Origin of the sequence: Cerasicoccus maritimus (assembly GCA_031296935.1) — a bacterium.
GTDB classification, from domain to species: domain Bacteria; phylum Verrucomicrobiota; class Verrucomicrobiia; order Opitutales; family Cerasicoccaceae; genus Cerasicoccus; species Cerasicoccus maritimus.
Map to the genome: position 1 here is coordinate 174,405 of JAVDPD010000004.1, position 12,379 is coordinate 186,783.

At 54.9% G+C, this 12,379-nt stretch carries 17 protein-coding genes and 1 pseudogene; 14 read left to right on the forward strand and 4 right to left on the reverse strand.

The genetic code is table 11. From position 1 onward, the window contains the following. The first annotated feature begins 59 nt into the window (after positions 1-59). The 3 genes from RBB62_RS03890 to RBB62_RS03900 are packed head-to-tail and all read left to right on the forward strand — an operon-like array spanning position 60 to position 1,917. Positions 60-812 (forward strand): MlaE family ABC transporter permease, encoded by a 753-nt coding sequence (locus tag RBB62_RS03890; RefSeq protein ID WP_309397233.1) that lies wholly within the window; start codon positions 60-62, stop codon positions 810-812. A gap of 27 nt (positions 813-839) precedes the next feature. Then, complete coding sequence (locus tag RBB62_RS03895) at positions 840-1,139, forward strand: hypothetical protein (protein WP_309397235.1); 300 nt, start codon at positions 840-842, stop codon at positions 1,137-1,139. A 4-nt stretch (positions 1,140-1,143) separates the two neighbouring features. After that, positions 1,144-1,917 carry an ABC transporter ATP-binding protein gene (locus RBB62_RS03900; RefSeq protein ID WP_309397237.1) on the forward strand — a complete coding sequence of 258 codons (774 nt, stop codon included), beginning with the start codon at positions 1,144-1,146 and terminating at the stop codon, positions 1,915-1,917. 198 nt (positions 1,918-2,115) lie between these two features. Here the strand turns inward: RBB62_RS03900 and RBB62_RS20250 are convergent, their stop codons facing one another. Both RBB62_RS20250 and RBB62_RS03905 read right to left on the reverse strand, forming a co-directional pair. Beyond that, on the reverse strand, positions 2,116-2,232 hold the full coding sequence (locus RBB62_RS20250; protein WP_425499881.1) for a transposase: 117 nt from the start codon (positions 2,230-2,232) through the stop codon (positions 2,116-2,118). 266 nt (positions 2,233-2,498) lie between these two features. Further along, positions 2,499-2,840, reverse strand: coding sequence for an STAS domain-containing protein (locus tag RBB62_RS03905; RefSeq protein ID WP_309397239.1), 342 nt, complete (start codon positions 2,838-2,840; stop codon positions 2,499-2,501). Positions 2,841-2,993: 153 nt separating this feature from the next. On the opposite strand from RBB62_RS03905, the gene RBB62_RS03910 reads away from it, so the two are divergent. From RBB62_RS03910 to RBB62_RS03930, 5 genes and pseudogenes are all read left to right on the forward strand, one after another. Beyond that, positions 2,994-4,277, forward strand: a complete 1,284-nt coding sequence (locus RBB62_RS03910; protein WP_309397241.1) for a glucose-1-phosphate adenylyltransferase — start codon at positions 2,994-2,996, stop codon at positions 4,275-4,277. A gap of 12 nt (positions 4,278-4,289) precedes the next feature. Then, positions 4,290-5,068: pseudogene (locus RBB62_RS03915) on the forward strand (PhzF family phenazine biosynthesis protein). A gap of 54 nt (positions 5,069-5,122) precedes the next feature. After that, positions 5,123-5,266: a hypothetical protein gene (locus RBB62_RS03920; protein WP_309397245.1), complete on the forward strand. Its 144-nt coding sequence runs from the start codon at positions 5,123-5,125 to the stop codon at positions 5,264-5,266. A 15-nt stretch (positions 5,267-5,281) separates the two neighbouring features. Continuing rightward, positions 5,282-5,773, forward strand: coding sequence for a hypothetical protein (locus RBB62_RS03925; protein WP_309397247.1), 492 nt, complete (start codon positions 5,282-5,284; stop codon positions 5,771-5,773). Positions 5,774-5,897: 124 nt separating this feature from the next. After that, on the forward strand, positions 5,898-6,755 hold the full coding sequence (locus RBB62_RS03930) for a universal stress protein (RefSeq protein WP_309397249.1): 858 nt from the start codon (positions 5,898-5,900) through the stop codon (positions 6,753-6,755). 51 nt (positions 6,756-6,806) lie between these two features. Here the strand turns inward: RBB62_RS03930 and RBB62_RS03935 are convergent, their stop codons facing one another. Further along, a complete protein-coding gene (locus RBB62_RS03935; RefSeq protein ID WP_309397251.1) occupies positions 6,807-7,070 on the reverse strand; it encodes a hypothetical protein in 264 nt (87 codons plus the stop codon). Positions 7,071-7,348: 278 nt separating this feature from the next. On the opposite strand from RBB62_RS03935, the gene RBB62_RS03940 reads away from it, so the two are divergent. Next, the gene (locus RBB62_RS03940) at positions 7,349-7,585 is read left to right on the forward strand and encodes a hypothetical protein (RefSeq protein WP_309397253.1); all 237 of its coding nucleotides are present in this window, start codon (positions 7,349-7,351) and stop codon (positions 7,583-7,585) included. A gap of 9 nt (positions 7,586-7,594) precedes the next feature. Here RBB62_RS03940 and RBB62_RS03945 read toward each other — a convergent pair whose 3' ends face one another. After that, positions 7,595-8,266 carry a hypothetical protein gene (locus RBB62_RS03945; protein ID WP_309397255.1) on the reverse strand — a complete coding sequence of 224 codons (672 nt, stop codon included), beginning with the start codon at positions 8,264-8,266 and terminating at the stop codon, positions 7,595-7,597. A gap of 11 nt (positions 8,267-8,277) precedes the next feature. On the opposite strand from RBB62_RS03945, the gene RBB62_RS03950 reads away from it, so the two are divergent. From RBB62_RS03950 to RBB62_RS03970, 5 genes are all read left to right on the forward strand, one after another. Continuing rightward, positions 8,278-9,009, forward strand: a complete 732-nt coding sequence (locus RBB62_RS03950) for a hypothetical protein (RefSeq protein ID WP_309397257.1) — start codon at positions 8,278-8,280, stop codon at positions 9,007-9,009. 258 nt (positions 9,010-9,267) lie between these two features. After that, positions 9,268-10,395: a DNA polymerase III subunit beta gene (dnaN, locus tag RBB62_RS03955; protein ID WP_309397259.1), complete on the forward strand. Its 1,128-nt coding sequence runs from the start codon at positions 9,268-9,270 to the stop codon at positions 10,393-10,395. Between the two features lie 70 nt (positions 10,396-10,465). Continuing rightward, positions 10,466-11,347: a hypothetical protein gene (locus RBB62_RS03960; RefSeq protein WP_309397261.1), complete on the forward strand. Its 882-nt coding sequence runs from the start codon at positions 10,466-10,468 to the stop codon at positions 11,345-11,347. 109 nt (positions 11,348-11,456) lie between these two features. After that, positions 11,457-11,732, forward strand: a complete 276-nt coding sequence (locus RBB62_RS03965; protein WP_309397263.1) for a hypothetical protein — start codon at positions 11,457-11,459, stop codon at positions 11,730-11,732. Between the two features lie 98 nt (positions 11,733-11,830). Then, positions 11,831-12,364: a hypothetical protein gene (locus RBB62_RS03970; protein ID WP_309397265.1), complete on the forward strand. Its 534-nt coding sequence runs from the start codon at positions 11,831-11,833 to the stop codon at positions 12,362-12,364. Positions 12,365-12,379: the final 15 nt, after the last annotated feature.

Below are 12,379 nucleotides of genomic sequence, written 5' to 3' on the forward strand. Positions count from 1 at the left end.
AAAGAAGTCTGATCTCAATTCGACTATCCGATCTTCCCGATCTTCCTGTTAAAAAATACATGAACACCGCGCGCAACATACTCGAAGCCATCGGCAGCAGCCTCGTCTTGCTGCTGCGCTCGATTGGCTACCTGCCGTCGCTGCCGCGGCAACTGGGGCGGGTATTCGACTACGCCTTTCACATCGGCTACCTGACGTTTCCCATCGTCGCGATCCTGAGCTTTTTCCTCGGCGCGGTGCTCGCTCTGCAAACGGGCTACAGCATGAACTTCGCCGGCGGGCAGGAGCTGATCGGCCGCATTGTCGGCCTCGCCGTTGCGCGCGAACTCGCGCCGCTGATCACCGCTTTCCTGCTGGCTGGTCGGGTGGGCTCCTCCATCACTGCCGAGATTGCCTCGATGACGGTTTACCAGGAAGTTGACGCCCTGCGCACGATGCAGACGCCACCCGAGCGCATCCTCGTGATGCCGCGCCTGATCGCGATTCTCTTCATGATGCCGGTGCTGACGATCGTTGCCGTGCTGCTCGGCTGGTTTGGCGGCGGCGTGGTCGCCCAACACGTGGAGTTCATCGGCCTCGACCCGAATGTTTACTGGGCCAACCTGAAAAGCGTCACCGAGTTCAAGGACGTGATGAACGGCCTGATCAAGGCCGAGGTCTTTGGCTTCTTCGTGGTGCTCATCGCCTGCAACCAGGGGCTGATCACTCGCGGCGGCCCGCGCGAAATCGGCTTTTCTGTCACCCGCTCAGTAGTCACGGGCATGTTCCTGGTCCTCCTGCTGGACTACGTGTTAACCCGCATTTTGATGTAAGCGATGAACGTTTTTGGGAAAGACTTCATGTTACAGGAATTTGAAGGCCCGGGTTGCTTCGTTAAGTTCATCTTGAATGAAAGTGGTATTTTCTTCTTCTCCGCACAGTTTGAACACAGAAGCATGAAGGAAGATGCCCTCTCTTATGAAGATAATTACCAAGGCAATGCCTTGGCTGGAATCGTGAAAAAGCACATGATCGAAATTCGCAATCATGAGGCCTTTGCCATGGAGCGAGTCCAAGCACTGGTGCTGCGATTAAGAGAGCATCCAGAGCTTGGAATTGTTTTCCAAACACCAACCTATTATCACGGAAAAAACCTTTAGCGACATGGCCGAAACATCCACCACACCCGTTGGCGTCGAAGTCAAAAACCTGAGCAAGAGCTTTGGCCAGCAAGTCGTCATCGAAGACGTCTCGTTCGACGTAAAGCCCGGCGAAATCTTTGTGCTCATGGGGCCCAGCGGCGCGGGCAAATCCGTCCTGCTGCGCCACCTCGTTAATTTGGAAAAACCGGACGCCGGCCAAGTGCTGATCGACGGCAAAGACGCCGCCGACCCCGCCACACACAAGGCCATCCGCACCGCACTGGTGTTCCAGGCCGGCGCGCTCTTCAACTCGATGAGCGTGTTCGACAACCTCGCGTTTTACCCGCGCGAACACCGCCTCTACAACAAGTCCACTTTGCGGGACAAAGTAGAGCGCGTGCTCAAGATTCTCCACATCGAAGACACCGCCAAGAAGCTCCCCGCCGAGCTGTCCGGCGGTATGCGCAAGCGCGTGGCCATCGCCCGGGCACTCGTCATGGAGCCGCAGCTGCTGCTTTACGATGAGCCCACGTCCGAGCTTGACCCGGTCACTGCAGCCAACATTTCCGAGATCATCGGCACCTTGAAGGAAGAGTTTTCTGTGACGAGCATAGCGGTCTCCCACGACCGCGACCTCGCCCTCGGCATCGCCGACCGCGTCGGCCTCCTCATGAACGGTAAGCTCATCGCCCTGGCGACTCCGGAAGAGCTAGCCGCCTCGACCGACCCGCAAGTCGCCGAGTTCATGTCGCCCAAGATCGACATCCAGGACCCCCGCTTCAGGAAGATCTCTTAGGCAGCGGAGTGGAAAGGTAGGGCGCAGTCTCCAGACAAGCCGCACGCTGCCTCAAAGCTGCTACACTTTCTGTTCAATAACATACGGCCAATCTTCTGCTCGATCACACAATCCCTTCGTCACTGGATTGAGACGAATGTACTCTGCCTTCAATTCAAACTCCCTGTCATCACGGATACGATGATCGAAAAAACCATCCTACCATTTGATCTGTAGCTGGCGTGCTTGGAATGATTTAAAGCGGGCTATCAGTTGAGCCATCTTTACGCTCGGGCTGAATGTAATTAACGCATGCAAATGGTCGGGCATCAGCAAAAAACAAGTGAAGCCACCATTGTCCTTGCTCCTGCAAATTTTTGACAGAGCTCACGATCTGGCTTGGGCGCTCGCCAATAGTGAGTTGATCAATACTACGTTCCTTGCAGTTGATCGTTATGAAGTAAATTGATCCTGATTGAACCCAGTCAGGCGTCGTGTGGCTGAGATGCTTGCGTTGAGGCAGGGACATTTTCCGAGAGGCAATGTGGCGGCTTGTCTGGAGACTGCGCCCTACCTTTCCACTCCAACGAGTGAAGCGTAGGCTACACGCCCAGCTTGGCCAGGGCGTCTTCCTCGGAGTCGGCGAGGATGAAAACTTCGTCGAGCTTAGCCAAGCGGAGGGTCTCGGCCACGAGGGGCTGCACGTTGACTAAGGCCATGCCGCAATCATTGGCCTTGAGGCTTTTGGCCGCGCCAAGCAGCATGCGAATGCCGAGCGATACCACGAAGGTCACTTCGCTCATGTCCACCATAGTAGGCTTTTGGCGACTGGCGGTAGCGGCAAGGAACTTCAATTCGACGGCGGAGGCGCCGGCGTGGTCCATGCGACCGATCAGGGCGATGTGGGAGATTTCATCATCGGCGCGGATAACTTTCAATTCCATGGTCGAGGATGCTGGCGACACCGTGAGCATTTCGCAAGCAACGGTTTAAGAAAATGACAGTCACGTGAATATCTGCCTTTGTAACAAAAGAGTCTGGATTTTTTTACGACCTTGGCCCACGTTGAAGAAAAACCCACACATACCCGATTCGCCATGGAACAAAATGTCATTAGCGTCATCATGGGCGGCGGCCGCGGAACCCGGCTCTACCCCCTCACTAAAGAACGTTGCAAGCCGGCAGTCCCGCTTGCGGGTAAGTATCGACTTGTCGATATCCCGATCAGTAACTGCCTTAATTCCGGCATCAACCGCATTCACCTGCTTTCCCAATTTAACACCGCGTCGCTGCATAACCACATCCAGTCGACGTATCAGTTTGACCCGTTTGGCGGCGGTTATGTGGACATCATGTCGGCCGAGCAAACCGACGGCGGCGAAACCTGGTACCAGGGCACTGCCGACGCCGTGCGCCAGAACCTGCACCACTTTAACGACGGCAAGAACGACCTCTTCCTCATCCTCTCCGGTGACCAGCTCTATCGCATGGACTTCCGGAAGATCATCGATCACCACAATAAGCTCGGTTCAGACCTGACCATCGCCGCCAAGGCCATGCACAAGTCCGAAGTCACCGGACTCGGCGTCATGCGCGTGGACGACGACTACTCCATCCAGGAATTCGTCGAAAAACCGAGCGACCCGGCCGTGATCGAAAGCCTGGTGATCGGCGACAAGCTGCGCTCCACGCTCGATGGGAATCCCGAGGACGTCGTCCTGGCCTCGATGGGGATTTATGTGTTCTCGGCCCGCGTCATGCGCGAAGCGCTCAATGGCGACGAAACTGACTTCGGTAAGGAGATCATTCCCGGCCTACTAGGCAAAATCTCGATGAACAGCTACATCTTCGATGACTACTGGGAAGACATCGGAACCGTAGCCGCGTTCTTCGACGCGAACCTGGCGCTGACGGACGACGTGCCCCCCTTCAACTTCTTCGAAGACAAAGCGCCGATCTACACCCGCGCTCGTTACTTGCCGGCTACTAAGGTCAACAGCGCCGAAGTTTCCCGGGCGCTTTTTGGCGGCGGTTGCATCATTTCCAAGGCCAAGGTTCACCACTGCGTAATCGGCGTTCGCTCGATGATTGGCGATGGCTCGGAGCTGAATGACGTCGTTATGATGGGCGCCGACTGGTACGAGACCGCAGAAAATCGCGAGGAAAACGCCACCCTTCAGCGCCCCAACATGGGTGTTGGCAAAAACTGTGTCATCAAAAACGCCATCATCGACAAAAATGCCCGCATCGGTGATGACGTCGAGCTCTCCCCCGACGGCAAGCCCGACGGCTGGAGCGAAGGCGACATGTATGTGCGCGACGGCATCCTGATGGTGATGAAAAACGGCGTCGTGTCCAACGGCACCAAGGTGCGCCCCTAGTTCTTTGCCAGTGTGAGCCTTCCCCTGTTCGTAGTTGACGCCTTTGCGGAAGCTCCGTTTCAGGGGAATCCCGCGGCGGTCTGCCCACTGAATACGTGGCCTGAAGAAGCGATGCTTCAGGCCATTGCGGCGCAGAATAATCTGTCGGAAACCGCATTTTACGCACCTGAGGGCGAAGATTTTCGCTTACGCTGGTTTACGCCACTGGCCGAAGTGGACCTGTGTGGACACGCCACGCTTGCCACTGCGTATGTGATCTTTTGCGAACGACCGGAGCTCAAGCGCGGCATCACCTTCCACACCCGCAGCGGCCCGCTCCAGGTGACCAGCGAGGGAGACATCATCACGATGGACTTCCCTGCCACGCCAATCCAAAGCACTCATCCGCCACAAGAGCTCGTCGACGCACTCGGGATACGCCCCATCGAATGCTATACAGGCTGCGATTACCTTGCTATTCTCCCCAACGAATCCGCCCTACGCGAAGTGCGGCCGGACTTTCGCCTGCTTCAGGCTTTGGATCAACGTGGCGTAATCATCACTGCCCCCGTGAGGAGGCAGATTTCGTTTCCCGCTTTTTTGCGCCAAAATATGGCATCGATGAAGACCCCGTAACTGGATCGGCCCACTGCGCGCTGATGCCGTATTGGGCCCGCAAACTGGGCCGCAGCGAGCTGCATGCCCGCCAGCTCTCCACCCGAAGCGGACGGCTTGACTGCGCCTTGCGAGGCGATCGAGTGTTCATTTCGGGGAACGCACGCTTGTATTTGACCGGCTCAATCCACGTGTAAGAAGCAGTCGCTTTTTACTTTAATCTTTCTGCTTTAACCGCTTAACTGACCACTATGTATCCACCATTCGAATTCAACAACCTGCTCGGACCGCTGATGGTCATCGGCGCGTTGGCTACTGCCGTGAAACTGCTCATCGTGCTCGCTGTTTATAAGGAGTTCCTCAAGCGCCAGGAAGATTCCTGGAAGAGGGCTTAACTTAGCTAGCCTCTCATGACCTCCCGTTCCATCTTCGGCGTGCTGGCAGTGATCAGCGGCTTTGTAGGCTTGGTCTGCGGGGTGTCGGAGTGGTTCTTGCAAATCATGATTTTGCCCGAGATTGATTGGGCAGAGCCATTCATGAGCCTCGCTAACCTCTGCTGGTTGGGGCACATTTTCTTTTTTGGCGTAGGTATTTGCTTCGCTGGCCTAGCCCCCATCTGCGCAGGTAAAAGCCAACCAGCACCGCCGCCTGTGGTTGCCCAGCCAGCGGTCATCCCACCACCCGTGCCCGCAACCAGACCCGCACAGCCATCTCCCAAGGCAGAAAGCGAAGACCTCTGGCAAGCCGCAGACGCGCCCTTTCCCAAGCCCGGCAAAATCGAGCATCCCGACGAGGATGAAAACCTTTGGCAGGCGGAATCTGCTCCATTCCCCAAGGTGGACATTCCAGAGGAAGCCGAGGCCGAGGCGAAAGCTGAAGAGGACGCCCCGCGCAAGGACTAGGGAGCGTTTTTCGCATACTCGCAGGTTTCCTTATAAAAAATGCGCAAGGCCCTGAAAACCGGTGGGTTAAGCTTGTGTATATCCGGGTTTCCGCATACAGTGTAGGAAACGAAAGGACAACCCCATGAAGAAGATACTCGCTTGTACCGATGGCTCGGATTACGCCCGCGTCGTCTGCCGCTACGCCGGTTGGCTAGCTGGTAAAACGGGAGCCCGCGTCGAAGCTCTTTATGTCTCCAGCCTATGGGAGTTTGAGCTGCCCTTCCTGCTCGATCTCGGCGGAAGTCTCGGTGCCTCGCCTTATCAAGGCATGACAGGCGCCCTCCAGGAAATTGAAGACAAAAAGGCCAAACTCGTCTCCCAAGCCGCCACCCGTGAGCTCATGGATGCCGGTGTCGCCGTGGACGACCTGACCTTCAACCACGAAACCGGCCTCCTCGTCGATGCCCTCGACGACTATGAAACCGGCGATAATGCCGCAGACATTCTCGTGCTGGGCAAACGCGGCGAGGGCATGGACCAAGCCAAAGAACACCTCGGCGGCAACCTCGAGCGTGTGGTTCGCGCCGCACGACAGCCCTGCTTCATCAGTAACCGAGAATTTCGCCCCATCAAAATAGCTGCCCTAGCATTTGACGGTAGCGCCAGTGCCCAGAAAGCCCTCGATTGGCTAATCGCTGAAACCGAGCTACACGACATCAAACTGCACGTGCTCACCGTGAGTATGGGGCATGGAGACGAGCAGCTTGCCCGAGCCATGCGCATAGCCGAAAGCCAACTCGAAGATACCAATATCGATGCGGAAATTCACCTGCTTACTGGCGACGTCGAAGACCAGATTTCCGGCTTTGTCCAGATGAACGGCATCGATCTGCTCATGATGGGCGCCTATGGGCATAGCCGCATCCGCGAGCTGCTCATCGGCAGCACAACTACGGACCTCATGCGCCGCTGCAAAATCCCGATAATGCTGTTCCGCTAAATGCGGCAACAGCAGCCCGGAGAAGAAATAAGAGACGGTTAAGCCGCCAGCTTAGTAGCCGCCCTGAGCGCCTGCGCTCATACCTGCAACCACCGATCCGAGTATGACGAACGGGATCGCAATCAATGACTTCAAAAAGGGCGATTTGCAGTCATCCCAATACATGATGATGAAGACGAGGCTACAAAAGGGCACGAAGATGTAGCCGAGGCCCCACAAGATGTGGGTTTTGAAGGCGATAATCAGCAATTGAATACCGAAAATTAATGCGATGAGGCCACCAATAGCCATCAGAATGAGTGCGACAATTTCCATAGCGTGTTTCGAACTGTAGGTTAATAATTTGCAGTTAACCCGGATAACCTGTCTCGAGAACCACCTAATGGCAAGCATTAGAATGAAGCGCCAATACAGCGGAAACTGTATGCCTGTTAAAAGATTTCACTAGTTTCGAATAACTGATTCCGGCGCATACAAAAATCTCTAAGGTATTCCATTCGAGCCAAATACAAGTTATCTGATCGAAGCTATGAAGGCTAAAAGTGTGCGCGTGATCTTGCCCCACCGTATCTCGCAGAATAACCTACCGTATCATGAAATCATGGCGAAAGGATACAGCGACGCTTGAACCGGAGGCATCTGAGGACCCTGCTGCATTTAGCATGGCCTTGGTGTTTCTGACCCTCGGCTTTAGCTTAAGCGCTTTCTCCATCGTGTATTGGGAGCTGGGGCAAAGCCTCATGCTTACTTCTGGATTGATCGGTATTTCGGTTGGCGGCTGGAAACTCCACCAATACTTAGGCCAAATTGCGGAAGTCGAAGCTCGCTAGCGGCTTTACTTACATTTCGATGTAAAGTGGCCCCTGATTTGGCAGTCTGTCCACACTATCGTAGTCGTGCATCGCGCCGATTTGTAGCCCAAATTGATCCAGGTGCTGAGAGCCGTTCATCTGTAGAAGAAAGGTCAAGGTGCGGTCAGCGTATTGAAGATCTTTCACTACAAAACCATAGCGTTCGGCCAACTCGTTGTGTGTTTTAATGCGGGCCACCCAAGGCTGACTCGAATCAAAGCCCTGCAGCTTAATGCCGAGATCGATGCCCAACTCGTCAACCTCTGAGCCAGTTGCGGTGTTCATATCTAAATCCAGTCTGAAGAAAACATTCGACATCGCATCGGCTTCAGCTGAGTTGGGCAAATCGTCGGCAAAATAGATCTGCACCAAGAGATCAGTGGCTGATATTGGCCTCAGCATGACATGAGACATGTCAAGGTAACGATACGGCTGAGTGCGTTCGTAATCGCCCCGTGGATCGTGCACAATAACCGCGCCAGTGGAGCTCTTGTAGGGCTGACCATAACGGGTCGCTCCATACCTACGCTCGCTGGTTGCTGGCTTGGACTTCGGCGGATCCGGCGCAGCGTATCCCGGCGGCGGTGGTAAATCTGAAGCCGCTGGTAAGCAGACGGCCACGAGGACCCATGTAGAAAACGCGAGTAGAAAATGCTTCATGAAAAACGGACATGCGACCGATAATTACTGGCCAAGCCCTCATCATCACAGCCTGGCACCGCATGTCAACCCCGTGGCAAGGTGGAATGCACGCCAGCTATACGCTATCACGAATTATGTGGAATTACCTTGGTTATACGCCTCGCATTTGTTTGAATGAAGTCCTCGCCATGAAAACGTTCCGCTTCACCGTGCCACAACCGAGAGCTAGCGCCGCCGAACGCATCAACCACCGACGGTATCGTGAGCAACGAAACCTGCCCCCACGTGAGGACAAGCAACCGCGAGAACACAGCCCAGGCGGAACGGCGCTGCTGTTCCTGATCGCCAGCGTGATGATGTTTCGCCTCGCCAGCTCGACCGCCAGTCAGGTGATCTTTTCCTACGCCATCGTCATGGGGGCTGTGGGTATTTATCACCTGTTCAGCTGGGTGCGACTCCGCCACCTGCCAAGGAGCAAATGGCCCTCTGACATCCTGCCACCAGAGGTGGCCGAGCTACCGCTCACCACGCTGGACAAGGCGGTGATTCAATTTGCTCCGGTCGGCGTATTCATAGTCACCTATAAGCTTCTCAGCCTGATCCTGCCGACCGATGGAGCGCTCGGCCTGTTTCGCGACGCGATCATTATCTGCGGGGCGTTCGTTGCCACGATGTATTCGTCCAAGCAACTGAGCCGCTACATCAACCGGCAGCACTGGGTGCGGATTTACGGGTCTGAAACGCCAATGCCAACAGTCTGAAACACCCTCGGAACAACTTGCGGGTAACTGTGCGGATAATTGGGAATAACCTACGAGTTACCGACATGTTATTACTTGTTCGAGCTTGCGCTCACAGTTATTCCCGCTCAAACTCTGCCGCAACTTGCTTGAAAACAGCTAGTTACAGTCTTATTACAATCATCGACCGACTATAATAGGGAATAGAAACTTTTATAAAATATTTTCCTAATAATCTAACGTTGCCAGTAACTCCGAAACCTCCCAGTTTTCTAGCCAATGAAGTTCAAGATTCACCGTGATCATTTCGCCACTGGTCTGCAACAAGTCCTCAACGTGGTGGGCTCCCGCGCCACCATGCCGATCCTCAGCAACGTGCTGATCCAGGCGGAAGGCAACCAGCTATCCCTGACGACCACCAATCTCGACCTCGGCATCCGCTGCCGCATCAAGGCCGAGGTGGAACAACCCGGTGGCATCACGCTCCCGGTTCGCAAGCTTGCCACCATCGTCCGCGCCCTCCCCAACAGTGAGATCGAGGTGGACGCCTCTTCCGGCAATCAAGCCAAGATCACTTCCGGCGGCTCGCTGTTCCGCATCATGGGTATCAGCGAAGACGAGTTCCCCCCCCTCCCCTCGTTTGCCGACCAGCACATTTTCAATCTCCCACAGGATGACGTCGTGGGCATGCTCAAGAACGTCTCCTACGCTCAGTCCAAGGACGAAAACCGCTACATCTTGAACGGCGTTTTCTTCCAGTTCCGCGACAACCAAATGACCCTTGTTGCCACCGATGGCCGACGCCTGGCTCTGTGCAGCAAGGAAGTCGAAGTCGTCGAAGACAATGCGGGCGACCTCATTTTGCCGGCAAAAACGGTGGACGAGCTCCAGCGTCTGCTCGGCCAGGGTGAAACCGTCAAAATTACTTTCAGCGACCGTCAGGTTGCCTTCGAAATCCAGATTGCGACCGACGACGACAGCGGCTTGGTGGACTCCATCTACCTCGTCTCCAAGATCGTCGAAGGCAAGTATCCGGACTACAAGCAGGTCATCCCGAAGGAGACCGAAAATCGCATCAAGATCGAGCGCGAGTTGCTGGCAGAGTGTGTGCAGCGCGCCGCTCTCGTGACCAGTGACAAGAACAATTCCGTCAAGTTGAAGCTGTCCGACAACCTGCTCGAGATCACCGGTTCGTCTCCCGAATACGGCGAGTCCCATGAGTCCATGGCGATCAGCTACGAGAGCGCAGAAGTCACCGTGGCCTTCAATCCGCAATTCCTGCTGGATCCGCTCAAGGCCCTCGCTCAAGACGAAGTTTACTTTGAATTCAAGGACGAGTTGAGCCCTGGCGTGTTTAAGACCCTGGATAGCTTCCTGTGCGTCATCATGCCGCTGCGCTTGAACTAGTTTCTTCCCTGGGCCATGCCCCCCGGCGAATAATGGAACCAAAGCCCCATTTTCGCCGTCTACAGCATACATGTCACTTGCCACTCAGATCGTTTTCGGCCTGCTGATCCTCTCGATGGGGATCGGTTTCGCGAACAATCATTGGCAAAGCCCGGTTCTGTCGATTTTCAACCGCTGGCTTCGCTGGATGCTGTTTGCATGCACCGTGGCCGCGGCAGCCCGTGAATTCAGCTGGTCGGAGCGCCCGTTCTGGGTCCTCGCCGGAGTAGCGTTCCTCGGCTGGTTCCTCCTCGAAACGCTCTATAACTGGCTGGAAGTCTGCGCGGTGAGCAAGGGCCCGATCCCGCTTTTTCCGCGTTTTCGCAAGAATTCCGAGGGCGACGAATGGCCGGCGGACAAGCGTTTCATCCTCCTGCGCGACTGGCTTCGCAGCACGGGTTTTAAGAAGCTTGAGTCCCTCAAGGCCGAGCTGATTAAGGACTACGCGATCCGCTCCAGCATTTACCAGGACGAGCAAGGCCTCGTGCGCCTGCAAGTGATGTTTTTCCCGAACGGCGTCAGCTCGCATCAGGTAGGCTATGTGCTCATGACTAAGACCCAGGAAGGCGAGCGCGTGATGACCTCGAATCTCACCATGCCTTTTGGTGGCTTCTATCCGGAAAAGTGGTTCATTGTCCGCAAGCCGTTGATGCGGAATCTCGACAAGCTGTTGCGCTACCACCGTCGCCGCCTCCTCCGCGAAGGCGTCAATGTGGAAGTCTGGGAAGATGACGACCCGATGGACGACCTGAACCGCCAGCAGACAAGCCTCGAAATTGCGAACCTCCAGTCCGGCTACCTCCTGCCGCGCGAGTTCCAGGAAGAGCATGGCCGCCTGTCTTTCGAAGGCCGCTATCGTCTCTGGAAAGAGCACTGGATGATCAACTACCTCGGCCGCACGGTTAACTATTAGATCAGCCAGCCTCTGGCTGAACAGATAGATTTGAGCATGGCGCAAATGCTGAGTGCGAGAAGTAAAATTTTATAGGAAGCGGATCTATTCTCTGGTTTCTTTTGTTATCATGAATGTGTTCAGCGATAGAACAGGGCCACTACAATATTTTCGATTTTTTGGGATTGTTGTCGTCATTTTACCCTATGGTAATTTTCCGGATTACTGGATTATCAGCATTTTGCTTAGCTCGATCGCTTTGCTCGCGTTCTTAAAGTTTGTGAAGAGAATTGAAGTTCAGATTCGAAACGAGAATCAAACAAAGCCAAATGGAGAGCAAGTGGCGCTTGGATTGGCGTTCGCGGCGTTGATGTTGGGCAACGCGCTGATAGTGCAAAGCCTTTGATGCCAAACCAAGCTGGCGAACCCGCAGCCGCGCCAACGTTTTCTTGCCAAGCGCTGATACGCTTCCTAACATCGCCTAAACGACTGAAAGGCAAGGCTATGAAAAAACTGAAAAAGGGTCAGCTCGCCAAGAAGCTGAAGAAGTATCTCCGCACGCAAAAAGTTAAGTCGCGCGACTACCACGAGGACTTGCTCGACAAGACCTGCGACACCCTCACCAAGATTTTTAACACTACCTACGAGCTGACCGCGCCAGTCGTTGAGAAGATCGACGAAAACTTGAGCAAGATCCATGAAACGATCTACTCGGAGGAAGCTGCTGCCGAAGCCGACGCCAAGGTGGCCACCGGCGGAAAGAAGGCTAAGTCGAAAAAGAAGACCGCGAAAAAAGCCGTAAAGAAGGCTGCCAAGAAAGCGTCCAAAAAGGCGGCTAAAAAAGGCGTGAAGAAAGCGGCTAAGAAAAACACCGCTAAAAAGGCCGCCAAGAAAGCAACGAAGAAGGCCGTCAAAAAGACTGTAGCCAAGAAAGCCGCCACCAAGAAAAGCGCTAAAAAGGCGGTAAAGAAAACAGTGAAAAAAGCCGCCACCAAGAAGGCGACCAAGACCGCTGCTAAGAAAGCTACTGACGCTTAGTTTTAGCTCGCGCGC